21 protein-coding genes are annotated in these 22,535 nt (G+C 70.1%); 7 read left to right on the top strand and 14 right to left on the bottom strand.

Features of this window, described 5'->3' with window-relative positions; all coding sequences use genetic code 11:
* Nucleotides 1–360 (bottom strand): M91 family zinc metallopeptidase, encoded by a 360-nt coding sequence (locus ACO057_RS05085; protein WP_421989275.1) that lies wholly within the window; start codon nt 358–360, stop codon nt 1–3.
* Nucleotides 361–376: 16 nt separating this feature from the next.
* On the opposite strand from ACO057_RS05085, the gene ACO057_RS05080 reads away from it, so the two are divergent.
* Nucleotides 377–661, top strand: coding sequence for a hypothetical protein (locus tag ACO057_RS05080; protein ID WP_421989273.1), 285 nt, complete (start codon nt 377–379; stop codon nt 659–661).
* Nucleotides 662–669: 8 nt separating this feature from the next.
* On the opposite strand, the gene ACO057_RS05075 is transcribed toward ACO057_RS05080, so the two are convergent.
* Together ACO057_RS05075 and ACO057_RS05070 are read right to left on the bottom strand one after the other, a co-directional pair.
* Nucleotides 670–2,136 carry an amidase gene (locus tag ACO057_RS05075; protein WP_421989271.1) on the bottom strand — a complete coding sequence of 489 codons (1,467 nt, stop codon included), beginning with the start codon at nt 2,134–2,136 and terminating at the stop codon, nt 670–672.
* Between the two features lie 65 nt (nt 2,137–2,201).
* The gene (locus ACO057_RS05070) at nt 2,202–3,197 is read right to left on the bottom strand and encodes a Bug family tripartite tricarboxylate transporter substrate binding protein (RefSeq protein ID WP_421989269.1); all 996 of its coding nucleotides are present in this window, start codon (nt 3,195–3,197) and stop codon (nt 2,202–2,204) included.
* Between the two features lie 299 nt (nt 3,198–3,496).
* Here ACO057_RS05070 and ACO057_RS05065 point away from each other — a divergent pair, with 299 nt between their 5' ends.
* Nucleotides 3,497–4,747: an MFS transporter gene (locus ACO057_RS05065; protein ID WP_421989267.1), complete on the top strand. Its 1,251-nt coding sequence runs from the start codon at nt 3,497–3,499 to the stop codon at nt 4,745–4,747.
* Here the strand turns inward: ACO057_RS05065 and ACO057_RS05060 are convergent.
* Nucleotides 4,732–5,601 carry a metal ABC transporter permease gene (locus ACO057_RS05060; protein ID WP_421989265.1) on the bottom strand — a complete coding sequence of 290 codons (870 nt, stop codon included), beginning with the start codon at nt 5,599–5,601 and terminating at the stop codon, nt 4,732–4,734. The genes ACO057_RS05065 and ACO057_RS05060 overlap by 16 nt on opposite strands.
* A gap of 19 nt (nt 5,602–5,620) precedes the next feature.
* A complete protein-coding gene (locus ACO057_RS05055; RefSeq protein WP_421989263.1) occupies nt 5,621–6,352 on the bottom strand; it encodes a metal ABC transporter ATP-binding protein in 732 nt (243 codons plus the stop codon).
* Between the two features lie 217 nt (nt 6,353–6,569).
* On the opposite strand from ACO057_RS05055, the gene ACO057_RS05050 reads away from it, so the two are divergent.
* A complete protein-coding gene (locus tag ACO057_RS05050; RefSeq protein WP_421989261.1) occupies nt 6,570–7,838 on the top strand; it encodes a DUF445 domain-containing protein in 1,269 nt (422 codons plus the stop codon).
* Complete coding sequence (locus ACO057_RS05045) at nt 7,838–8,287, top strand: MaoC/PaaZ C-terminal domain-containing protein (protein WP_421989259.1); 450 nt, start codon at nt 7,838–7,840, stop codon at nt 8,285–8,287. Before ACO057_RS05050 ends, ACO057_RS05045 begins: the two co-directional genes overlap by 1 nt.
* An 11-nt stretch (nt 8,288–8,298) precedes the next feature.
* Here the strand turns inward: ACO057_RS05045 and ACO057_RS05040 are convergent, their stop codons facing one another.
* Both ACO057_RS05040 and ACO057_RS05035 read right to left on the bottom strand, forming a co-directional pair.
* On the bottom strand, nt 8,299–9,273 hold the full coding sequence (locus ACO057_RS05040; RefSeq protein ID WP_421989257.1) for a Bug family tripartite tricarboxylate transporter substrate binding protein: 975 nt from the start codon (nt 9,271–9,273) through the stop codon (nt 8,299–8,301).
* Nucleotides 9,274–9,329: 56 nt separating this feature from the next.
* Complete coding sequence (locus tag ACO057_RS05035; RefSeq protein ID WP_421989256.1) at nt 9,330–10,397, bottom strand: LLM class flavin-dependent oxidoreductase; 1,068 nt, start codon at nt 10,395–10,397, stop codon at nt 9,330–9,332.
* A gap of 190 nt (nt 10,398–10,587) precedes the next feature.
* On the opposite strand from ACO057_RS05035, the gene ACO057_RS05030 reads away from it, so the two are divergent.
* Nucleotides 10,588–11,511, top strand: a complete 924-nt coding sequence (locus ACO057_RS05030) for a LysR family transcriptional regulator (protein ID WP_421989255.1) — start codon at nt 10,588–10,590, stop codon at nt 11,509–11,511.
* Nucleotides 11,512–11,561: 50 nt separating this feature from the next.
* On the opposite strand, the gene fusA is transcribed toward ACO057_RS05030, so the two are convergent.
* From fusA to ACO057_RS04995, 7 genes are all read right to left on the bottom strand, one after another.
* Nucleotides 11,562–13,643: an elongation factor G gene (gene fusA / locus ACO057_RS05025; RefSeq protein WP_421989254.1), complete on the bottom strand. Its 2,082-nt coding sequence runs from the start codon at nt 13,641–13,643 to the stop codon at nt 11,562–11,564.
* A gap of 143 nt (nt 13,644–13,786) precedes the next feature.
* Complete coding sequence (locus ACO057_RS05020) at nt 13,787–14,221, bottom strand: GNAT family N-acetyltransferase (RefSeq protein WP_421989253.1); 435 nt, start codon at nt 14,219–14,221, stop codon at nt 13,787–13,789.
* 4 nt (nt 14,222–14,225) lie between these two features.
* Nucleotides 14,226–15,428, bottom strand: a complete 1,203-nt coding sequence (locus tag ACO057_RS05015; RefSeq protein WP_421989252.1) for a pyridoxal phosphate-dependent aminotransferase — start codon at nt 15,426–15,428, stop codon at nt 14,226–14,228.
* A gap of 65 nt (nt 15,429–15,493) precedes the next feature.
* Nucleotides 15,494–16,270, bottom strand: coding sequence for an ABC transporter permease subunit (locus ACO057_RS05010; protein ID WP_421989251.1), 777 nt, complete (start codon nt 16,268–16,270; stop codon nt 15,494–15,496).
* Nucleotides 16,267–17,103, bottom strand: a complete 837-nt coding sequence (locus ACO057_RS05005; protein WP_421989250.1) for an ABC transporter permease — start codon at nt 17,101–17,103, stop codon at nt 16,267–16,269. Before ACO057_RS05005 ends, ACO057_RS05010 begins: the two co-directional genes overlap by 4 nt.
* Nucleotides 17,100–18,098: an ABC transporter ATP-binding protein gene (locus ACO057_RS05000; RefSeq protein WP_421989249.1), complete on the bottom strand. Its 999-nt coding sequence runs from the start codon at nt 18,096–18,098 to the stop codon at nt 17,100–17,102. The genes ACO057_RS05005 and ACO057_RS05000 overlap by 4 nt, the downstream gene beginning before the upstream one ends.
* Nucleotides 18,095–19,186, bottom strand: coding sequence for an extracellular solute-binding protein (locus tag ACO057_RS04995; protein ID WP_421989248.1), 1,092 nt, complete (start codon nt 19,184–19,186; stop codon nt 18,095–18,097). The genes ACO057_RS05000 and ACO057_RS04995 overlap by 4 nt, the downstream gene beginning before the upstream one ends.
* A 224-nt stretch (nt 19,187–19,410) precedes the next feature.
* Here ACO057_RS04995 and ACO057_RS04990 point away from each other — a divergent pair, with 224 nt between their 5' ends.
* Complete coding sequence (locus ACO057_RS04990; RefSeq protein ID WP_421989247.1) at nt 19,411–20,067, top strand: hypothetical protein; 657 nt, start codon at nt 19,411–19,413, stop codon at nt 20,065–20,067.
* Between the two features lie 50 nt (nt 20,068–20,117).
* On the top strand, nt 20,118–22,523 hold the full coding sequence (locus ACO057_RS04985) for a glycosyl hydrolase family 28-related protein (protein ID WP_421989246.1): 2,406 nt from the start codon (nt 20,118–20,120) through the stop codon (nt 22,521–22,523).
* Nucleotides 22,524–22,535: the final 12 nt, after the last annotated feature.

The raw sequence follows: 22,535 nt of genomic DNA, 5'->3' as shown, positions 1-22,535 counted from the left end.
TCAGCCGAAATGCTCGCGGACGCATTGGCAGTACCAGTAGCCCTTCGGCAGGGTGCCATCCAGCGCGGGGGCGAGGGACTGGATATGCGTGTGGTCGTCGGGGAAGGTGTAGTCGGTTCGCAGCGGCAGGCTCGCCTGCCCGCGGATCGCGTTCTCGCTGATGCGCGTATTGGCATAGACGCCCAGGCCCGTCGTGAACATCTCCTCGCGCTTGGCCTGGCCGCCGCCCTGCACGGTCACCGAGTCCTTATAGGCATTGCCACCGAGGTGATGCAGCGCGTGGATCAGCTCATGCGCCAGCGCGATATAGGTGGGTGTCTGGATGCCCGCGAGCTGCGTGTAGGTGGCCTCGTTGTTCACGTCGTTGTGGTAATAGATGATCGTGCGGCTGCCGGCGCCGGCAAACCGGATGTTGCGCCCGCCGACGCCGAGCGCTTTCTCGGCGTTTCCGGATCGTCACCGTGCGCTTCGCGCCGCTTTCCGAGGTCCCGATGCCCTGATGCCGCTGGGCGATGAGCGCAAGCAGCTCGCCGCCCAGCGGGAGCTGCGACAGCCGGATCAGGTCGCGCTGCGTGTTGTTGAAGAAGCGGGCGCGCCTTTGCAGATCGGTCGGCGCCTGCAGCCAGTCGGTCTCGATCAGGATCCCCTTGAATCAGGATGACTGTGCGGTCATGGCACTGCTCCATGGCGCGAGAGGTCGGGCATCGGCCGCCCGAGGCCCTGCGCGCCGAGCGCCTCCTCGAAGGCCAAGGCGATTTCCAGCAGGCGCACATCGCCCTGGTGGCGGCCGATCAGGTTGAGGCCGAAGGGCATGCCGTCCCGCCCGCGCCCGGCCTGGATCGTGGCGACGGGATGTGCGGTCCAGGTCAGGGGCGTGTTGATGCTGGCCGCCGGCAGGCGCGAGAAATCATAGTCGCGCAATCCGGCGCGCGCGTTCTCGGCCCGCAGCGCGGCATCGCGCTTGTCGATCTCGGCCAGGCTCATCAGCGGCTGCGAGGCGCCGGGCGTGATCAGCACGTCCCACTCCTGCAGGAAGCCCGCGAGCGAGCGGAAGGCGCGCGTCTGGTCGGCCTGCGCCTCGGCGATCATCGCGGCGGTGGTGGCATGGCCGCGTCGGAGGTCGACGCGCTTCTCGGGTGTCAGCCGCTCGGGGTCCGCTTCGTAGATCTCGCCGAAGGCCACCAGATAGGAAAGCGGGCGCAGGATGTTGAAGGCGCGCACGATGGGGCCGAGATCGGGCGTCACCCATTCCAGCCGCCCGACCTCGGGGGCGAGCTTCGCGATCACCTCCTCGAAGCGCGCGCGGATGCCGGCCTCGACCTGCACGCAGCCGAGATCGGCCGAGACGGCCACGCGCAGCCCGCGCAGCCCGGCCGGGCGCGGGGCCAGGAGCGGCGCGGGATCGGCGCGCCAGGACAGCGGATCGAGATGGCTCGTGCACATCATCCCCGCCGTGAGCAGCATCAGGTCGCGCACCGAGCGCGCCATGGGACCGGTGACGGAGGCCACCTCGAAGCCGATCGGGCTGCTCTCGCGCGCGACGAGGCCGGGGCTCGGCCGCAGCCCCACCGTGCCATTGCCCGCCGAGGGGCCGCGAATGCTGCCGCCCATGTCCGAGCCCGTGGCCAGCGGCACCAGATCGGCCGAGAGCGCCACCGCGCTGCCGCCCGACGAGCCGAGGCAGGAAAGCGCCGGATCATGCGCGTTGCGGGTGAGGCCGTAGAGCGTGTTGCGCGTGGTCAGCCCCTGCAGCAGCTCGGGCAGATTGGTCTTGCCGATGATGAGCGCGCCGGCGCGGCGCAGGGCCCCGACGCCCGCCGCATCCTTCGCGGCGACGTTGTCGGCGTAGATCTCGCTGCCTTGCGTCGTGTGCAGCCCCGCCACATCGGTGGATTCCTTCACCCCGACCGGCAGGCCGAGCAGCGGCGGCAATTCGCCTCCCTTCGCCGCGAGGCTCTCCGCGGTCCGGGCCTCGGCCCCCGCCTCATCCCAGCGCATCTCGACGAAGGCGTTGAGGTGGGGGTTCAGCGCCTCGATGCGCCGGCGCACCGCGCCCAGCAGCTCGACGGGCGAGAGGTCGCGCCGGGCGATCCGGTCGCGCAGCTCGGTGGCGGAGAGGCTGGTGATCTCGGTCATGAATGCGTCCAGGCTGGCGGCGGATCGCCCCTCCCGGACCGTCATGTCCGGGAGGGGCGGCAGGCTCAGTCGATGCGGATATTCGCCTCGCGCGCGATCACCGCGTTGCGCTCGTTCTCGCTGCGCAGCATGGCGGCCGCCGTGGCCGGGGTGCCTCCGCCCAGCATGAAGCCGGTGTCGCGCAGGCGCTGGGCGATCTCCGGCGTCACAAGCCCGGCATTGAGCGCCACGGCCCAGCGCTCGGCGATCGGCGCGGGCAGGCCGGCCGGGCCCACGATCATGTACCAGACCTTGCGATCGAAGCCGGGGAAGCCGGATTCGGCGACCGTCGGCACGTCCGGCAGCCATTCCACGCGCTCGGGCGTGGTGACGGCCAGCGCGCGCAGCTTGCCCGCGCGGATATGCGGCAGGTTCGTCGGCAGGGTGTCGACGTTGAGATCCACCTGGCCCGCCATCAGATCGGCCAGCGCCTGGCCGCTGCCGCGATAGGGCACATGCGTCATCTCCACGCCCGCCGAGCGCGCCAGCAGCTCGCCCGCGAGATGCTGCGAGGTGGCGATGCCCGAGGAGGCGAAGTTCAGCTTGCCCGGATTGGCCTTGGCGTATTCGAGCAGCGCCCCCAGCGTGCGGAAGGGCGAGTTCTCGTTCACCACCACCACCTGCGGCACCGAGGCGACCAGCAGGATGGGCGTGATATCCGTCAGCGGGTCATAGGGCTTGCGGACCATCACCTGCGGCAGAACCGAGAGCGAGCTGATCGTGCCGATGGCCAGGGTATAGCCGTCCGGACGGGCGCGCAGCACGCCAGCCATGCCAAGCGTGCCGCTGGCGCCCGCGCGGTTCTCCACCACCACCGGCTGGCCCAGCTCGGCCTGCAGCTTCGTCGCCAGCAGCCGCGCGACGATGTCGCTGCCGCCGCCCGGCACGAAGCCGTCCACGAGGGTGATCGGCCGGTCCGGATAGCCGGCCTGGGCCTGGGCGCGTCCCGTCAGGAAAGGCGTCGCGATGAGACCGGAGGCAACCGCAAGCGACCGGCGGCGCGACCATGCGAAATTCGTCATAAGCTTACTATCTCCTGGCGGCGCACCGCCCTTCGTTCCGGGCCAGGGTAGCGCCGCCGGACTTTTGACAAGCCATTGGTCTGTCAAGATTTTACCGGACATCCGACGCTTTGGCCCAAGTTGGCAACACCCTGGCTCCCCGACCTGTTCCCCAGGTCACTCCGGGAAAGACTTGAAGCATGACCTTCGTCACTTCGATAGGGTGCGAAGGCATTTAACCACCCCGCGATGCTTCGTCCGATGCCGTATTCTGGAAGTCGCCTTGGGTGCCATGCTTCCCGTCCACCAAGAGCGCGATCATGTCCCCTCCTTCTTCCAACGCCCTTCCCGCCACGCCCTTCTTCGGATGGCGCGTCACCTGGGCCGCCTTCACCGTCGCCGTCTTCGGCTGGGGCGTGGGCTTCTACGGCCCGCCCGTCTTCCTCCTCGCCGTTCATGAGAGCCGGGGCTGGCCCATCTGGCTGGTCTCCTCCGCCATCACGAGCCATTTCCTGCTGGGCGCCTTCACCGTCGCGAACCTGCCGGCGCTGCACCGCCGCTTCGGGGTCGCCGCCGTCACGCAGGCGGGCGGCATCCTCTCGCTCGCCGGCATGCTGGGCTGGGCACTGGCGCCGGCGCCGTGGCAGCTCTTCCTCGCCACCGCCGTCAGTGGCGCGGGATGGGCCATGACCGGCGCGGCGGCGATCAACGCCATGGTCTCGCCCTGGTTCGTCCGCCGCCGCCCGGCCGCGCTGAGCACCGCCTATAACGGCGCCTCGGTGGGCGGCATCATCCTCTCGCCGCTCTGGGTGATCGCGATCGGCGCGCTGGGCTTTCCCTGGGCCGTCGCCCTGGTCGGCAGCGTCATGGCGGTGACGCTCTGGTGGCTGGCCGGTCGATACTTCTCGGCGACACCCGCCGCGCTCGGCCAGTCTCCGGATGGCGATGCGGCGGGAGCGGTCGCGGCCCGGCCCGCCTCGCGCCACGCCCCCCTGCCCGGCCGCGCGATGTGGACCAACCGCCGCTTCCTGACGCTGGTGGCGGGCACCTCGCTCGGCCTCTTCGCGCAGATCGGGCTGATCGCGCATCTCTTCTCGCTGATGGCCGGGCCGATGGGGCCGCGCCTCGCGGGCCTCGCCGCCGGGCTCGCCACCGCCTGCGCCATCCTGGGGCGAACCGGGATGGGTTGGCTGCTCACCCCCACGGCCGACCGCCGCATCGCCTCGGCGGCCAATTACGGGCTGCAGGTGGTGGGCTCGCTGGTGCTGCTCGCCTCGGGCGGGAGCGACGTGGTCCTGCTCCTGCTGGGCGTGGCGCTCTTCGGGCTGGGGCTCGGGAACTCGACCTCGCTGCCGCCGCTCATCGCGCAGCAGGATTTTTCCGCCGCCGACACGGCGCGCGCGGTGGCGCTCTCCACCGCCTGCGGGCAGGCCGCCTATGCCTTCGCGCCCGCCGCCTTCGGGGCGATGCGCGACCTCTTCGCCAATACGGACGTCTTCTTCCTCACGGCGGCGACGGTACAGGTGCTCGCGGCCCTCGCCATGCTAGCGGGGCGTCAGCCCTCGAGATGAGGTCGCCGCACGTGGCGGGCCAGCAGCCCGTCCACCGGCCCCGCGATGAGAGAGATCACCCAGAGCGCCGCCGCGGCCAGCACGATGGCCGGGCCGCTCGGCAGGTCGGCATGGTAGGAGGCGAGCAGGCCGGCGAGCGTCGCCACCAGGGCCAGGCCCACGGCGGCCATCACCAGCCCGCCGACCTCGCGCGCCCAATGCCGCGCCGCGATGGCCGGCAGCATCATGAGCCCCACCGCCATCAGGCTCCCCACCGCCTGGAAGGCCGCGACGAGGTTGATCACCACCAGCGCCAGCAGTCCCAGATGCCACACGCTGCCGCGCACGCCGACGGCCTGGGCGAAGGAGGGGTCGAAGCATTCCAGGATCAGCGGGCGCCAGGCGAAGGCGAGGAAGAGCAGCGTCGCGGTGGCCGCCCCGCCCATCAGCAGCAGTGCTGCGTCATCCACCCCGAGCACCGAGCCAAAGAGCAGCTGGGTCAGCTCCACCGCCGAGCCGCGCCAGGAAATGAGCGCCACGCCGGCTGCCAGGGCCGTGAGGTAGAGCCCGGCCAGCGCCGCGTCCTCCCGCCCGCCGGTGGCCCGGGCCAGCGCGCCGGAGCCGAGCGCGACGACGAGCCCGGCGACCAGCCCGCCGAGGGCCAGAGCCGGCATCCACAGCCCGGCCAGGACGAAGCCCAGCGCCACGCCCGGAAGAATGCCATGGGCCAGCACGTCGCCGGTCAGGCTCATGCGGCGCAGCATCAGGAAGACGCCGAGCGGCGGCGCGGAGACGCTGAGCACCAGGCAGCCCACCAAAGCGCGGCGCAGGAAGCCGAATTCCGCGAAGGGCGCGAGGAAGGTGTCCCAGATCATGGCGTGCTGGCGGGGCGGCTCAGGCCGCGCAGGCCTCGGCGCCTTCCGTCCAGGCTTCCGACATCATCCGCGCGCGCAGCCGGTTCTCGGCCGAGAGGGCGATCTCGGTCGGCCCGCAGGCGATGCCCTCGCGCGCTAGGACCAGCGTCTCGGGGAATTCGCGGCGCACGAGGTCGAGGTCGTGCAGCACTGCCAGGATGCTGCGCCCCTCGCCATGCCAGCGCCGCATCACGGCCAGCAGGTCGCTCGCCGTGCGGGCATCCAGCGCGTTGAAGGGCTCGTCGAGCAGGATGATCGGCGCGTCCTGCAGCAGCAGCCGCGCGAAGAGCAGCCGCTGGAACTGACCGGAGGAGAGGCTGCCCACGGGGCGCCGGGCGAAGCCGCCCAGGCCGACGGCCTCCAGCGCGGTCTCGACCCGCTCGGGCCTCGGCGTCGCGCGGAAGCTGCCGCTCTCGCCCCAGAGGCCGAAAAGCACGGCATCCCGGCAGGTCAGCGGAAAGCTGCGGTCCAGGGCGGCCTGCTGCGGCAGCAGGGCGATCTGGCCCGGCGTCACGCCCTCGATCCGGCCGGATGACGGCGCCTGCAGCCCCGCGATCGCGCGCAGCAGCGAGGATTTGCCCGCCCCGTTCGGCCCGACCACCGCCATCATCGCCCCCGGCTTCAGCGCGAAGGAGAGGTGGTGCACGGCCGGGCGACGCCCATGTGTGACCGTGAGATCGCGGATCCGCAGCTCGGCCGGGGCCTGAGACAAAGGGGCCAGATGGAGAGAATTTTGGAGGGAATTCATGCCGTCAGCGCCCAGGCAATCGCCGACCACACCGCCGCCAGCAAGGCGGCAGCCAGAGCGACCCGCGACAAGCTGCTGCTCGCCAGGTCGAGAGGATGGGTCCAGGACGACATGATGTTATCCCATAACATGGGCGCCCACGGGTCGCCAAGCAAGGCGAGCCCGCGATAGAATGGGCCCCATGCCTTCTCCCGACGACGCGCTCCGGTCGGCCTTGGCGCGCCACCGCGCCATCGCGACCTTCCTGTTGGTGGTTATGGCCGGGCTTACGATCCTGGCCTATCGCCTGCCCCCCAACTTCTGGACCGACCTGCTGGCCGCCTCCGCCAAGGCCGGCGTGGTGGGCGGCCTGGCCGACTGGTTCGCGGTGACGGCGCTGTTCCGCCGCCCGCTCGGCCTGCCGATCCCCCACACCGCCATCATCCCGCGCCAGAAGGAGCGGCTGGGCCAGGGGCTCGGGCGCTTCGTCGCCAATCAGGTCTTCACCGAGGCCGAGCTGCGCCGGGTGATCGCGCGGCTCGACATCGCCGGGATCCTGGCGGGCTTCCTCGCCGATCCCAAGGCCTCGCGCCCCGCCGCCCAGGCTCTGGCCGCCGCGGTGCCGCGGTTGCTGCGCACGCTGGAGGATGGCCGCGCGCTGCGCCTCTCGGCCCGGCTGCTGCCGCGGCTCGCGGGCGGCCCCGGCGCCGCGCAGGTGGTGGCGCGCATGCTGCGGGCGCTGATGGCGGGCGGGCAGCACCAGGCGGTCTTCGACATCGCGCTGGCCCAGCTCAAGGTCGTGCTGGCGGGCAAGCAGGAGGAGCTGCGCGAGGCCATCAAGCGCCGCGTGCGCGAGCAGGGCGGCAAGCTCATGGGCTGGGCGGCCGGCGCTTATGTCGCGGACAAGGTGCTCGCCGTGCTCAACGCCGAGCTGGAGAAGGTCGAGCCTGGCGAATCCGATCTGCGACTCGCCTTCGAGACCTGGATCGAGACCGAGATCGCGCGGCTGGAGAACGAGCCCGAACGCGCCGCCGCGATGGGCGGCGCCATCCGCAAGGCCCTCGCCCACCCCGCCGTCGCCGAATGGCTGCACGACGTCTGGGCCCGGCTGTGCAACGTCATCCTGATGGACGCCGCGGATCCCCAGGGCCGCACCATCGCCTTCCTCCAGACGGCGCTGGTCAATACCGGCACCTTCCTCGCCGAGGACGAGGCCGCGCGCGCCCGGCTGAACGGCACCATCGAGGCCGCCTTCGCGACGCTGCTGCCCTCCGCCCAGACGCGCCTCGCCGCCTTCATCGCAGACGTCGTGAAGAGCTGGGACACGGCCGAGGTCACGGAGAAGATCGAGCTGCGGGTCGGCAAGGACCTGCAATATGTGCGTATCAACGGAACCCTGGTGGGGTTCCTGGCCGGCGGCGGACTCTACCTGCTGATCTTCTGGCTGGCCGATGGAAGAGTGATCCACTGATGCTGACGCCGCTGAATTCCTTCGACGAACTGACCCTCGGCCAGGACTTCGCCTTCGGCTCTTTCGCGCTGAGCCAGGAAGAGATCATCGACTACGCCAGCAAATACGATCCGCAATACTTCCACATGGATCCCGAGGCGGCGAAGTCCGCGCCGCTCTTCGGCGGGCTGGTGGCGAGCGGGCTGCACACCATGGGCGCCTGCTTCGGGCTGATCATGGGCAGTGGGCTCTGGCGCGCCATCAGCCTCGGCGGCAGCCAGATCGACACCAAATGGCCCGCGCCGCTGCGCCCGGACGAGACGGTGGCCGTGACGGGGGTGGTGGAAACGCTGACGCCGTCGCGATCCAAGCCGCAGCTCGGCGTGGTGACGATGCGCTACGCCGGCACGCGCATCGCCGACCAGAAGCCCGTCATCGAGATGCTGGCGACGCATTTCCTCCGGCGCTGACGCGCCGCCGGTCAGTCCATCGACAGGTTGAGCGCCCGCACGAGCGGCACCCAGCGGGCCCGGTCCCGATCCATATAGCCGTCGACGGCCGCCCCATCCCTCGGCGAGAGAATGAGGAGGCCGGTCGGCTCGAAGCGGGCGCGCAGCTCGCCTTGGGCGAGGATCCGGTTCGTCGCCTCCCGCAGCCTTTCGACGACAGGGGCCGGCGTCGCCCGCGGCAGGGCCAGCCCATACCAGCCCAGCGCCTGAAAGCCGGGAAAGCCGCTTTCCGCCACCGTCGGGACGTCCGGCAGCACGGAGACGCGCGCCTCCGAGGTGACGGCCAAGGGGACGACGCGGCCGGCCTGGATATTGGGCACGGCGCCGGAAATGACCTCGGACATCATCTGCACGTCGCCGCCGATGACCGAGAGCATGGCCGCCGCGCTGCCCGGATAGGGCACGTGCACCAGCTGGATGCCCGCGGCCTTGGCGAACATCTCGCCGGCCAGGTGCAGGGAGGTGGCGATGCCGGAGGAGGAGAAGTTCACCCGGCCCGGATGGCTGCGGGCATAGCCCACCAGCTCCGCCAGGCTGCGCGCGGGGAACTGCGTGTTCACGACGAAGACGACCGGCACCTCCGCCATGATGGAGACCATGGTGAAGTCCCGCACCGGATCGTAGGGCAGGTTCCGCTGGAGGCTCGGATTCAGGACGAAGGTCGTCCCGGTGCCGAGCAGCATCGTGTGGCCGTCGGGCCGGGCCGTGGCGACGGCCTGCGCCCCGATCGCGGTGCCGGCGCCGCCGCGATTCTCCACGATGACCGGCTGCCCGAACTCCCGGGAAAGCTGTTCCGCGAAGGCGCGACCGAGGAGGTCGTTCGTCGCGCCCGGCGGATAGGGCACCACCAGGCGCAGCGGGCGATCCGGATATTGCGCGGAGGCCTGGAAGGGCAGGACGAGCGCGCAGGCGGCGGCGAGCGCGTGGACGAGGGAATGTAGGCGCATGAAGGCGTCTCTCTCCGAGATCGGTTCTTGGTCTTGGAATGCCGGGCAGGCCTGGATCAGGCGGCGGCGGCCTGGTCCAGCTCGGCCGCGCCGGCCTTCAGCATGGGGATCAGCTCGCGGCCGAACTCGGTGGTATCGGCCACCGGATCGAAGCCGCGGATCAGGAAGGAGCCGACGCCCAGCTCGTAGTATTTGAGCATCGCATCCGCCACCTGCCGGGGCGTTCCCACGAGGCAGGAGGTGTTGCCCTTGGCGCCGGTCGCCTTGGCGATGGGGAGCCAGAGACGTTCGTCATGCACGTCGCCGCGCGCGGCGATGGCGAGCATCCGCTCCGCCGATTTGTCCTGGGCATGCCGCGGCAGGCCGGCATTCTCGAGGTCCTGCAGCATCTTGCGGGCCTTGTCCCAGGCCTGCCCCTCGGTCGGCGCGATGATCGGGCGGAAGGAGATGTTGAAGCCCGGGGCGCGGCCGAATTTTGCCGCGCGCTTACGGAAATCCGCCATGCGCTCGGCGGTCTCCTTCAGCGGCTCGCCGTAGAGGGCATAGGAGTCGCAATGCTCGGCGCCCATCTCGATGGCCGCCTCGGAGGAGCCGCCGAAGAACAGCTTGGGATAGGGCTGCTGCAGCGGCTTCACCGCGCTCCACGCGCCGTTGAACCTGTAATAGCGGCCCGCATGGTCGAAGGGCGTGCCCGACGTCCAGAGCTTGCGCATGACGCCCAGATACTCGGCGGCCCGCGCGTAGCGGTCGTCCTTCGACAGGAAATCGCCTTCGCTTTCCTGCTCCTTATCGGTCACGCCGGCGATGATGTGCATCGACAGGCGGCCATTGGAGAGATGGTCGAAGGTCGCCGCCGCGCGCGCGGCCAGGGTCGGCGAGACGATGCCGGGGCGGTGGGCGATGAGATAGGACAGCGTCTTCGTATGGGCCGCGGCATAGGAGGCGACGTTGAAGCCCTCGGCCGAGGACGAGTAATACCCGACCAGGACCTGATCGAACCCCGCCTTCTCGTGGGTCTGGGCGAATTCCGCCAGGAAGGAAGGCGATACGCCGCCGGCAATGACGTGCAGGGTCGTTCCCTTCGGGGGCTCGACCCCGATCATTCCGATAACTCTGACCGACATGCGGGCGCTTCCTCTTTATTTTTATGCGCCGGAGCAGATCCGGCGATTTCGCCCCTTGGACCGGGCGCATGGCTTTCTGGACGGCGCATCCTTGTCCGAACAATCACCTCGGACAAACGAATATTTTAGATGGGTTTCAGATCGAATTTTTCGATACGATGACCAGCCCAGCGAGGTCTCCGGTCATCCGATGAACATCAAGCAGCTTGAAGCCTTCATCGCGATCGCCCGGCACGGCAGCTTCGTGGAGGCCGCCGAACGGCTCAACCTGACGCAGTCGACCGTTTCCGCCCGGATCAAGGAGCTCGAGCAGGACCTCGCCGTCGCCCTCTTCGACCGGAGCCGGCGCCAGATCCAACTGACGCCGAAGGGCCGCGAACTGCTGGACTATGCGGATCGGGTCATCGCGCTGCAGCGGGAGATCAAGCGCCGCATCGGCTCCCCGGAGGCGCTGGCCGGCGTGGTGCGCATCGGCGTGGCGGAATTGATCGCCGTCACCTGGCTGCCGCGCTTCACCGCGATGGTGCGCGAGCGCTATCCCGCCGTCATCCTGCAATTCGAGGTGGCGATGAACCCCTCCATGGTCAACGGCGTGCGCTCCGGCGACCTCGACATCGCCCTCATCATCGCGCCGGAGCGGCAGCCCGAGCTGCAGATGCGCGACCTGGGAGCCGTCGCCTTCGCCTGGATGGCCGGCGCCAGCTTCGAACTGCCGGAGCGCGCGATCACGGTCGAGGACCTGCGGCGCTGGCCGATCATCTACCAGAGCGCCGATTCCTTCATGAACCAGCTGATGAACTCGATCCTCTACCCCGGGGGCAAAAGCCGCCGGAGCGGAACCTCCTGCAACAGCCTGGCGGCGCGCATCTCCCTCACCACCGCCGGCCTCGGCGTCAGCCTCATGCCCCGGATGACCCTTGAACGGGACATCGCGGAAGGGCGCCTTCGCGTCCTGCCCATGGAGCCGCGCCACGTGGAGGTGCGCTACAGCGCGGTCTGCGCGGTGTCGGACAGCGCGCCGGGCTTCAACCTGCTCATGGACCTGGCGGTGGCGGCCAGTTCCTTTCAGGGCGCGGCGGGGGCTTTCGCGGAAGCACCCGACGGCCGCGCATAAAAAAAGGCGGGCCCGGTTGCCCGGGCCCGCCCTTCACGGCGCGTCGGCGATCAGCCGGCGGCCTTCATGATCTCGTCGGCCACGTTGCGCGGCACGGGATCGTAGTGGCGGAACTGCATGGAGAAGGACGCACGGCCCTTCGTCATGCCGCGCAGGTTGGAGATGTAGCCGAACATCTCCTTCAGCGGCACGTGGGCGCGGACGATGACCGAGGTGCCGGCCATGTCCTGGTTCTGGATCACGCCGCGGCGGCGGTTGAGATCGCCCACCACGTCGCCGACGTGGTCCTGCGGGGTGGTCACTTCCACGTCCATGATCGGCTCGAGGATGACCGGGCCGGCCTTCTTCATGCCTTCACGGAAGCAGGCCTTGCCGGCGATTTCGAAGGCCAGGGCCGACGAGTCGACGTCATGGTACTTGCCGTCCACCAGCGAGAACTTGAAGTCCACCGTGGGGAAGCCGGCGAGCACGCCCGTATCGGCCTGCACCTTGATGCCCTTGTCGACGGCCGGGATGTATTCCTTCGGCACCGAACCACCGACGACCGCGTTCACGAACTCGATGCCCGCATTCCGCTCGCGCGGCTCGAAGACGATCTTCACCTCGGCGTACTGGCCCGAACCGCCCGACTGCTTCTTGTGGGTATAGGTCTCGGTGTGGCTCTTCGTGATCGTCTCACGATAGGCCACCTGCGGCGCGCCGATGTTGCAATCCACGCCGTATTCGCGGCGCAGACGGTCCACGATGATCTCGAGGTGCAGCTCGCCCATGCCCGACAGAATGACCTGGCCGGTCTCCTGGTCGGTCTTCACGCGCAGCGAGGGATCCTCGCCGGCGAGCTTGCCGAGGCCGATCGTCATCTTCTCGACGGCCTCCTTGGTCTTGGGCTCAACGGCGATGTCGATGACGGGCACCGGGAAGGCCATGCGCTCGAGCACCACCGGGTCTTCCTGGCTGGCCAGCGTGTCACCCGTGCCGGTGTCCTTCAGGCCCACGAAGGCGGCGATGTCGCCGGCGATGACCTCCTTGATCTCCTCACGCTTGTCGGCGTGCATCTGGAACATGCGGCCGATGCGCTCCTTGTGGCCCTTGGTCGTGTTCATGACCATGTCGCCCTGGCGGAGAATGCCCGAGTAGACGCGCACGAAGGTGAGGTTGCCGTACTTGTCGTTGATGATCTTGAACGCCAGGCCGGCGAAGGGGCCGTCCGGACGGACGGGGATGATGCGGCGCTCGGCCGACTCGTCCTGGCCCTCATCGGGGGCGACCTTGATGCCTTCGACGTCCATGGGGCTCGGCAGGTAGTCGACCACCGCGTCGAGCAGGGGCTGCACGCCCTTGTTCTTGAAGGACGAGCCGCAGAGGACCGGGCGGAACTCGCCGGTCAGCGTGCCCTTCTTGATGGCGCGCTTCAGCAGCTCGACCGAGACGTCGCCGTCCTCGAGGTAGCGCTCCATCGCCTCGTCGTCGGCGGAGACGACGGTGTCGAGCAGCTTCTCGCGGTATTCGGCGGCCTTGTCGGCGAGGTCAGCGGGGATATCGACGACGTTGTACTTCGCGCCGAGCTCGTCGCCTTCCCAGATCAGGGCCTTCATCTCGACCAGGTCGACGATGCCCTTGAGGTTGTCCTCGATCCCGACCGGAATCTGCAGGGCCACCCACTTGATGCCGAGCTTCTCCGTCAGCGTGTCGCAGGCCTTGTAGAAATCGGCGCCCGTGCGGTCCAGCTTGTTGACGTAGATGATGCGCGGCACGTTGTAGCGGTCGGCCAGGCGCCAGTTGGTCTCGGACTGCGGCTGAACGCCGGCGACGCCCTCGATCACGAAGATCGCGCCGTCGAGCACGCGCAGCGAGCGGTTCACCTCGATGTTGAAATCGATATGGCCGGGGGTGTCGATGACGTTGATGCGGTGGTCTTTCCACTCCGCCGTCACGGCCGCCGAAGTGATCGTGATGCCGCGCTCACGCTCCTGCGCCATATAGTCGGTCGTGGTGTTGCCGTCGTGGACCTCGCCGATCCGGTGGCTCTTGCCGGTGTAGTAGAGGATGCGCTCGGTCGTGGTCGTCTTGCCCGCGTCAATATGCGCGGTGATGCCGATGTTGCGAATCTTCTCGAGCGGTGTGTGAGCCACGTTAGGCCTCCATGCGGCAAGGCAGGAACAGCACCCCACGGCGCTGCCTGCCCTATCTCTTACGGTCAGGATATGTCCAGTGGGCGGGGAGATGCCCTCTCCGGGCGGAATATGCAAGCCGGTAGAGAAGGAAGCGCCCCGCGTCAGGCGCGGGGCGGGTGTTCCATATGCCAGTCCACCCCGGCCTCGCCCGTCACGACGAAGCCCATCCGCTCCCAGAAGGCGCGGGCCGGCGCCCCCTTCAGGGCCTCCAGCCGCGCCGGCAGCTCCGGCGCCCGGGCCAGGAGCGCGGCGACGACGGCCCGGCCAAGTCCGAGGCCCTGGGCCGTGGGCTCCAGATAAAGGCTCGTGATTTCAAGATGATCGGGATGGCGCAGCAGCTGGGCGCAGCCTCGGGTCTCGCTGCCCTGGCGAATGAGGCAGAGACCGCCCTTGTCGAAGGTGGCCCGCAGCCGGCGCTCGCGCCGCGCCGGGTCGAACCGTCCGACCCGTTCCAGATCCGCGCGCAGCACGCGAATCGAAAGATCGAGCAAATAAGGGAGATCGGCCTCCGTCGCGGGGACGAAGGCCGGCTCCATGGTCTTACTTCAGGCCCGCGCAGAACTTCTGGATGCGCGTGCAGGCTTCCACCAGCAGCTCGTCGCTCGTGGCGTAGCTGATGCGGAAGTGGCCGGGGAACATGAAGGCCGAGCCGTGCACGGCGGCCACGCCCTCTTCGTCGAGCAGCGCGATGACGAAATCCTCGTCCGTCTCGATCTTCTTGCCGCCGGCGCTGGTCTTGCCGAGGCAGCCGGCCACCGAGGGGAAGACGTAGAAGGCGCCCTCGGGGTTGAGGCAATGGAGCCCGTCAGCCTTGTTCAGCAGGCCGACCACGAGGTCGCGGCGGCGCTCATAGACCACGCGCATCGCCTCGACGCTGTCCTGCGGGCCGTTCAGCGCGGCCACGGCGGCGGCCTGGCTGATCGAGCTGGTGGCGCTGGTGGACTGGCTCTGCAGCTTGTCCATCGCCTTGGCCAGGACCAGCGGGGCGCCGGCGAAGCCGATGCGCCAGCCGGTCATCGCGAAGGCCTTGGAGCAGCCGTTCATGGTCACCGTGCGGTCGTAGAGCTTGGGCTCCACGGCGGCGATGGTCGAGCTCTGGAAGCCGCCATAGACCAGCTTCTCATAGATGTCGTCGGTGAAGATCCAGACGTTGGGGTGGCGCAGCAGCACCTCGGCCAGGGCCTTCAGCTCGGCCTTGGAATAGGCGGCGCCCGTGGGGTTCGAGGGGTTGTTGAGGATCAGCCACTTGGTCTTGGGCGTGATCGCGGCCTCGAGCTGCTCGGGCGTCAGCTTGAAGCCCTGGTTCTGCCCGGCGGCCACGATGACCGGCTTGCCGCCGGCCAGGGCCACGATGTCCGGATAGGAGACCCAGCAGGGGGCGGGGATGATCGCCTCGTCGCCGTCGTTCAGGGTGGCGAGCATGGCGTTGAAGATCACCTGCTTGCCGCCCGTGGAGACGATGATCTGCTCGGGCTTGTAGTCGAGGCCGTGCTCGCGCTTGAAGTAGCCGGCGGCGGCCTTGCGCAGCGCGGGCGTGCCCGAGACGTCGGTGTAGCGCGTGTCGCCCGCCTGGATGGCGGCGATGGCCGCGTCCTTGATGTGCTGCGGCGTCTCGAAGTCGGGCTCGCCGGCCGAGAGGCCGATCACGTCTTTGCCCGCCGCCTTCAGCTCGCGCGCCTTCGTGGAAATGGCGATGGTCTGGGAGGCGGAGATGCGGTTGAGACGTTCGGCGATCAGGTTCATGACGGTTCCTACGGACGACGCGGGAATTTCGCGGCGGCGGACCGTAATCCCGGCGACCCCGGCGTTCAACCCGCTGGGCGGCGCAACACCCATGCAATCGTGCTGATTCCCCCCGCCACGGCCAGGAAGACCACCGCCAGGGCATTGGCCTCGGGCGTCATTCCCAGGCGCAGCTGGGAGAAGAGATAGACCGGCAGGGTGGTGGCCCCGGGCCCCGAGACGAAGCTCGCCAGCACCACGTCGTCCAGCGACAGGGTGAAGGCCAGCAGCCAGCCGGCGCCGAGGCTTGGGAGAATCAGCGGCAAAGTGACCGTGCGGAAGACGGCCCAGGGCGTCGCGCCGAGGTCGGCGGCGGCCTCCTCCAGGACGGGGTCCAGCGCCGCCAGCCGGGCCTGCGCCAGCACCGCCACATAGGCCATGCCCAGCGAGGAATGGGCCAGCCAGACCGTGACCGCCCCGCGCTGCTCCGGCCATCCCGTCAGCGCCTGGAGGCCGACGAAGAACAGCAGCAGGGCCAGGCCCGTCACCACCTCCGGCAGGACCAGCGGCGCGCCGGCCAGGACGCCGAAGATCGAGCGTCCGGCGAAGGGGCCGTGGCGGGCCAGCACCCAGCCCAAGGCGAGGCCCAGCAGCGTCGCCAGGCTGGCCGAGGCGGCGGCGATGCGCAGCGAGAGCCAGGCGGCCTCCACCATGCGCTCGTTCCGCGCCAAGGCGGCGAACCAGCGCAGGGAGAAGCCGCCCCATTCGAAGGGCACGCGGCTGTCGGAGAAGGCATAGCCCGCCAGGAGCAGGACCGGCGCCCAGAGGAAGCCCAGGCCGAGGACGAGGACGATGCGCTTCACTTCAGCACCGAAAGCCGCTGGTAGAGCGCGACCGGGACCACCAGCAGCGCCAGCAGCGCCGTGGACAGCGCGGCGGCCGCGGGCCAGTCGCGCGTCTGGAAGAACTCGCCCCAGATGGCGCGGCCCATGAGCATGGCGTCCGGCGCGCCGAGCATCTCGGGGATCACCACCTCGCCCGCCGCCGGGATGAAGACCAGCAGGAAGGCCGCCGCCGCCGCCGGCGCCGCGAGAGGCAGCGTCACCGTCCGGAAGACGGTCATGGACCGCGCGCCCAGATTGGCGGCCGCCGCCTCGAGGGCGAGGTCGCGCCGGGCCAGCGTCGCCACCAGGGGCAGCACGGCGAAGGGCAGGTAGGAATGCACCATGCCGAGCAGCAGCGCGCCATCGCTGTAGAGCAGCGGCAGGGGCTCGGCGATCAGGCCGAGGCGCAGCAGCACGCCGTTGATCCAGCCGCCGTCGCGCAGCAGCCCGACCCAGGCGGTCAGGCGCAGCACGAAGCCGGTCCAGAAGGGCAGCAGGACGAGGGCCAGCAGCAGCGCCTGTCGCTCCGGCCGCGCGCTGGCGATGCCCATCGCCATGGCAAAGCCCAGCACGAGGCAGAGCGAGGCCGTCATTGCCGCCAGGCGCAGCGAGCGCAGCAGCGTGTCGAGATAGAAGCCGTCGGCGAAGAGGAGTCCCCAGGCCTCGAGGCTGCCCTGCCAGCCCTCGCGGCCGAGCGGCGGGATCACGGGCGGCACGCCGGCATCGGGCGTGCCGAAGCCCATCCCGAAGACGATCAGCAGGGGCGCGGCGACGAGCAGCAGCAAAGCGAGCCAGGCGAGCGCGCGCGTCATGCGGCGAGCGGCGCGAGGGCGGCGGCATCCCAGGCGAGGACGATCGTCGCGCCCGCCTCGGGCAGGGCCTCGCCGGCCGGCAGCACGACGCGCAGCAGCGGGCCGCCCGCGACCTGGGCGAGGATCAGCGCATCGCCGCCCCGGAAAGCTACGTCGGTGACGGTGGCGCGCGCGCCATTCGCCTCGGGCAGCGCGGCGGCGAGGCGGATGCGCTCGGGCCGCAGCGCATAGGCGGGCGCGGGGATCTCGGCGCGCAGCGGCAGCGCGCCGGCCTCCAGCACATTCGCCGCCCCCAGGAAGCGCGCGACGGAGCGCGTCGCCGGCCGCTCGTAGAGCTCGCGCGGGGCCGCGACCTGGGCGATGCGCCCCTGCTCCAGAACGGCGACGCGATCGGCCAGAGCGAGAGCCTCCGCCTGGTCATGCGTCACCATCACGAAGCTCGCGCCCAGGCGCCGTTGGAGCGCGCGCAGCTCCAGGCCCGTGCGCTCGCGCAGGCCGGAATCCAGCGCCGCCAGCGGTTCGTCGAGCAGGATCAGCGGCGGGCGGCGGGCCAGGGCGCGGGCCAGGGCCACGCGCTGCTGCTGGCCGCCGGAGAGCTGGCGCGGCCGGCGCGCCTCCAGCCCTTCGAGGCCGAGCAGCGCCACCAGCTCCGCCACGCGGGCGGCGATGGCGGCCCTCCCCTCGCCCGCCCGGCGCAGGCCATAGGCGATGTTGTCGGCCACGCTGAGATGAGGAAACAGCGCGTAGGACTGGAACATCATCGCGACCGCGCGGGCCGGCGGCGGGTCGCGCGTGATGTCGGCGCCGCGCAGCATCACGCGGCCGGCATCGGGCGTCTCGAAGCCGGCGACGATGCGCAGCAGCGTGGATTTTCCCGAGCCCGAGCCGCCGAGCAGGGCGAAGAACTCGCCCGCCCCGATCTCCAGCGAGAGCGCGTCCAGGGCCGTCACGGCCCCGAAACGCCGGGTCACGCCTTCCAGCGCGAGGAGCGTCACCGCCCGGCCTTGAAGCGAGCCCAGAGCCTGGCCCTGGCGCGCTCGCCCGCCTGGGCCGGCGTGCCGGCGACGAAGCCGCGCGAGAGCGCGCCGGCATCGGGGAAGATGCTCGCATCGTTCCGGATCTCGGGCGGCAACAGCGCGCGCGAGGCCGGCACCGCGTTGGGGTAGCGCGTCTGGCGCGTGACGCCGGCCATCACTTCGGGTTGGAGCATGAAGTTGATGAAGGCATGCGCGGCGTCCGGATTGGGCGCGTCCGCGGGGATCGCCAGCATGTCGAAGGAGAGCTGCGCGCCCTCGGCCGGCATCACATAGGTCACCTCATGGCCCCGCCGCGCCTCGCGCGCCCGGGCGGCCGCCTGGATCACGTCGCCCGAATAGGAGAAGGCCAGGCAGATCTCGCCCTGGGCCAGCGCGTCGATGATCGCCGGCGGCGAGGGGATGGAGCGCAGGAAGGGACGGATCGCCAGCAGGGCCGCCTGCGCCCGGTCGAGATCGGCCTGGGCCGTGCTGTCGGGGTCCGCGCCGACATGCCGCAGCACGGAGGGCAGCACGTCGATCGCACTGTCCATGACCGCGATGCCGCAGCGCGCGACGCGGCGCGCATGCTCGGGGTTGAGCAGCAGCTGCAGGCTGTCCAGCGGCGCGTCGGGCGCGACCTCGCGGATGCGCGCGGCGTTCATCCCCAGGCCGGTGGTGCCCCAGAGATAGATGACGCCGTGGCGATTGCCGGGATCCACCCCCGCCACGCGCGCCATCATCGCGGCGTCGAGGTTCGACGCATTCGGAATCCGCGCCATGTCGAGCGGCCGGAGCGCGCCCGCCCGCACCAGGCGGTTGAAGGCGGGCTCGCTGGTCGGCACCACGATGTCGTAGCCCGAACGGCCGGCGGAGAGCTTGCCCTCCAGCGTCTCCAGCGTGTCGTAGACGTCGTAGCGGATGCGGATGCCCGTCTCGCGCTGGAAGCGCTCGATCGCATAGGGATCGATGTAGTCCGCCCAGTTGTAGATGTTCAGCACCGGCTGTTGCGCCGAGGCCAAGGGAGGGATGGCGAGCAGCAGCGCGAGGCTCAGCAGCAGGCGGCGCATGGGCGATCTCCAGAAGCGCGGGCCTCCGGCTATGCGGCAGGACGCGCCGTTTCACAATATCGCTTTCGCCTCCTGCAATTTTCTTGACGTTCTCTTTTTGTTCACATAGAACGACGAGGCCAAGGGGCGAATTGCGTCCAATCCTTCCCCCTTCAGGCCCCCATCCCCGATCAGTCCCTTCCCCGTTCCGCCCGCATCCCGCGCGGCCCAGGAGACGCACGCCCATGTCCTTCATCGCGACGGATCTCATGCCGCTGATCCAGACCGCCCGCTTCAACCTCTGGCACTATCGCAGCGCGGACCTCAAGGCGGCGATCGTGACCCCCGGCTATTTCGCCCCTGCCGCCGGCCGCCTCCAGGCCGGCGACGTGATGATCGTGCAGTCCTCCGATTCCATGGCCATCCTGCCGGTGCGCAGCAATGTCGGCATCGGCCCGGGCGTCACGCTCGACGGCGCGGTCACGCCCATCGCCCTCACCCGCACCGTCGCCCAGACCCTGCGCATGGTGCAGGCCGCGGGCGCGGTGGTCGCGACCATCATCCTCGCGCCGCTGGTGGCCGGCATCATCATGGGCTCGGCCATCCCCGTCCACGCGCAGGTGGTCGGCCCGATCGCCTCGGTGGTCGTCACGCTGCGCAATGCGCAGAACCAGGTGATCCCGCCCGCCCGGACCGTGCCGGTCGACCAGGGCTACGTGACCACGACGCTGCCGACGCCGGCCGTGGGCAATGGATGGCGCATCCAGGTCGAGGACAACGAGGACCGCGGCATCGTCGTGACCTCGCGCAGCTTCAACATCCTGCCCGACCTGCATCTCATGCTGGCCGAGGACGGGCCGAAGCTGCTGCAGGAGGACGGCGCCGCCATCGCGCAGGACTGATCGCTCCGCCGCCCGCCGCCCTCGACACCCTACCCCAACGGACGGAGCCCATGCCCGATCTGAAGATCAGCGAACTGCCCGCCGCGACCGCGGTGGCAGACAGCGACCTCACGCCCTTCGTGCAGGTCTCCCCCTCCCCCGCCACCAAGCGCGTCAGCCTCTCGCAGCTCCGTCGCGCGGTGCTCGCCGACCGGGGCGTGGAAGTGCGGGACTTCGGCGCCCTCGGCGACGGCACCACCAATGACGCGCCGGCCATCCAGGCGGCGATCGCCGCGCTCGGCGCGGCGGGCGGCACGGTCCATTTCGGCGCCCGAAACTACCGGCTGAACTCGGCCATCACGATCAGCGGCAACGCCGTCCGGCTCCGGGGCGCGGGCTTCGCGGAAGGCGGCAATCCCGGCGACGGCACCTGGTTCACGGTGAACTCGACCGCCTTCACCCCCATCACCTTCACCGGCACCGCCTCGCGCGGCTCGGGCGTCCACGACATCGCCATCCGCCAGAATCACACCGCCGCGCAGAACGCCGCCTGGGCGCCGACGGCCTATGATTATTTCTTCAAGGTCGTCGACTGCTACGGCGGCGTGGATTTCGACAACATCCTGCTCTCGGGCATCAACAAGGGCATCTATTCGCGCAACTCCGGCCGCACGGACCTGCGGCGGATCCGCGGCCAGGTCTTCACCACCGGCGTCGAGATCGACGAGTGCTACGATACCTGCCGGCTGATGAACGTCCATTTCTGGCCCTATTGGTCCGCCAACGACCATGTGATGCGTTGGCAGCAGGCCAATGGCGACGCCCTGGTCTTTCGCAGGGTGGACGGCGTCTTCGTCGATCAGTCCTTCGCGCTCGGCTACCGCTCGATGTTCCGCTTCACTTCCTCGGCGGCCGGCTTCACGCGGAAATTCTCCATCGGCCAGGCCTATGCGGATTTCGTGAAACACGGCGTGTGGATCGATGCCAACGGCACCGACGGCCAGATCGACGCGCTGACGACGCAGGGCGAGATCTTCAACGCCGCCGGCGCGCCGCTCGCGGGCAGCATCGGCCTCTATGTGAACGCGCAATCCACCCGCGTGCAGATCGGCACGCTTCGCGTCGACGACGTCGAGGACAATGCGATCCGCGTCGAGCAGTCCGGCAACCGCCTCGATATTGGCGCGCTGCGCTGCGTGAACTTCAACCAGCGCAACAACGGTGCAGCGGCCATCCACCTGGCTCATGCCGCCACGGGCGTGGCCAATCGCGTGAACCTCGCCGGCGCGCCGCTGCTGGAGACCGCCACGCCCGGCCTGCTTTCCAACGCCGGCAGCAACGGCTCGACCGGGATCCAGGCTCCGGCCGGCGAGGCCGCGCGGCCGGGGCTTTCGGTGGGCGAGGCGGCGACCGGCCTGTTCCGGCCGGCGGCCGCGACGCTCTCCGCCGCCGCCAACGGCGTCGAGCTCCTGCGCGCCGCCAGCGGCACGATCAGCCTCGGCGCCGCGCCGAGCGCCCATGGCCTCGAGGTGACGACGCCCGCCAATGCGGTGAACCGCATCGAGATCCGCGGCGCCGCGACGGGCAGCCCCTCCCTGGTCGGGTGGATCGCCACGGGGGCGGATGCGAATATCGCCGCCGTCGTCGGCCAGCCGAAGGGAACCGGCCCTCTCCAGGCCCAGTTCGCCGACGCCACCCCGGCCGGAGGCAATGCCCGCGGCGTCAACGCCACGGATTGGCAAACCGCCCGGACAGCGGCCACGCAGGTCGCCAGCGGCGCCACCTCGACCGTCGGCGGCGGCGGCGGGAACCTCGCTTCCGGGACGGAAAGCACCATAGCCGGCGGCGTCAGCGGCACCGCGACGGGCACGCGGAGCACGATCGGAGGGGGTGTCGCCAATACCGCGGGGGGCGCCAACGCGACCGTGTCCGGCGGCTCCACGAACTCGGCCGACGGCCTCAATTGCTGGATCCCCGGGGGGCAGCGGTCCGTATCGCGAGGGCTGCTGGGCCGAGGCTGCTGGGCCAATGGCCAGTTCTCCACCCTGGGCGACGCCCAGTCCGGCGAGTTCATCCTGCGCAATCTCACGACGGACGCCACGGCCACGCGGCTGACGGCGGATCAGGCGGCGGCAGGCACGACGAACACGCTCAATCTTCCGAACTCGGGCAGCTACCAGCTTCGCCTGCTCGTGGTGGCCCGGCAGGCCTCGGGGAGCGCCGGCACGGCGGGCGACAGCGCCGGCTGGGAGCTGACCGCGCTGATCCGGCGCGGCGCCAATGCCGCGGCCACGATCCTGGTCGGCTCCTCCGGCTCCGCCGTCGCGCCCATCCATGCCGACAGCGCGGCGGCCGGCTGGCGACTGGGCCTGGCCGCCGACACGACGAATGGCGGCCTGGCCGTCACCGCCACGGGCGAGGCCAGCAAGTCCATCCGGTGGGTGGCCCGCGTGCTCTCCATCGAAACCACCGCCTGATCGCCCCGAAGG

It is taken from the genome of Roseococcus sp., assembly GCF_965227005.1.
In the GTDB taxonomy this organism is placed as follows: domain Bacteria; phylum Pseudomonadota; class Alphaproteobacteria; order Acetobacterales; family Acetobacteraceae; genus Roseococcus.
This window is presented reverse-complemented; position numbering and strand designations above follow the sequence as displayed.

Bases quoted from the DNA above. Each gene is read 5' to 3' on its own strand.
- ACO057_RS05080 (WP_421989273.1), top strand. From the start codon at position 377: ATGATCGTGCGGCTGCCGGCGCCGGCAAACCGGATGTTGCGCCCGCCG.
- ACO057_RS05075 (WP_421989271.1), bottom strand. From the start codon at position 2,136: ATGACCGAGATCACCAGCCTCTCCGCCACCGAGCTGCGCGACCGGATC.
- ACO057_RS05070 (WP_421989269.1), bottom strand. From the start codon at position 3,197: ATGACGAATTTCGCATGGTCGCGCCGCCGGTCGCTTGCGGTTGCCTCC.
- ACO057_RS05065 (WP_421989267.1), top strand. From the start codon at position 3,497: ATGTCCCCTCCTTCTTCCAACGCCCTTCCCGCCACGCCCTTCTTCGGA.
- ACO057_RS05060 (WP_421989265.1), bottom strand. From the start codon at position 5,601: ATGATCTGGGACACCTTCCTCGCGCCCTTCGCGGAATTCGGCTTCCTG.
- ACO057_RS05050 (WP_421989261.1), top strand. From the start codon at position 6,570: ATGCCTTCTCCCGACGACGCGCTCCGGTCGGCCTTGGCGCGCCACCGC.
- ACO057_RS05045 (WP_421989259.1), top strand. From the start codon at position 7,838: ATGCTGACGCCGCTGAATTCCTTCGACGAACTGACCCTCGGCCAGGAC.
- ACO057_RS05040 (WP_421989257.1), bottom strand. From the start codon at position 9,273: ATGCGCCTACATTCCCTCGTCCACGCGCTCGCCGCCGCCTGCGCGCTC.
- ACO057_RS05035 (WP_421989256.1), bottom strand. From the start codon at position 10,397: ATGTCGGTCAGAGTTATCGGAATGATCGGGGTCGAGCCCCCGAAGGGA.
- ACO057_RS05030 (WP_421989255.1), top strand. From the start codon at position 10,588: ATGAACATCAAGCAGCTTGAAGCCTTCATCGCGATCGCCCGGCACGGC.
- ACO057_RS05020 (WP_421989253.1), bottom strand. From the start codon at position 14,221: ATGGAGCCGGCCTTCGTCCCCGCGACGGAGGCCGATCTCCCTTATTTG.
- ACO057_RS05015 (WP_421989252.1), bottom strand. From the start codon at position 15,428: ATGAACCTGATCGCCGAACGTCTCAACCGCATCTCCGCCTCCCAGACC.
- ACO057_RS05005 (WP_421989250.1), bottom strand. From the start codon at position 17,103: ATGACGCGCGCGCTCGCCTGGCTCGCTTTGCTGCTGCTCGTCGCCGCG.
- ACO057_RS04995 (WP_421989248.1), bottom strand. From the start codon at position 19,186: ATGCGCCGCCTGCTGCTGAGCCTCGCGCTGCTGCTCGCCATCCCTCCC.
- ACO057_RS04990 (WP_421989247.1), top strand. From the start codon at position 19,411: ATGTCCTTCATCGCGACGGATCTCATGCCGCTGATCCAGACCGCCCGC.
- ACO057_RS04985 (WP_421989246.1), top strand. From the start codon at position 20,118: ATGCCCGATCTGAAGATCAGCGAACTGCCCGCCGCGACCGCGGTGGCA.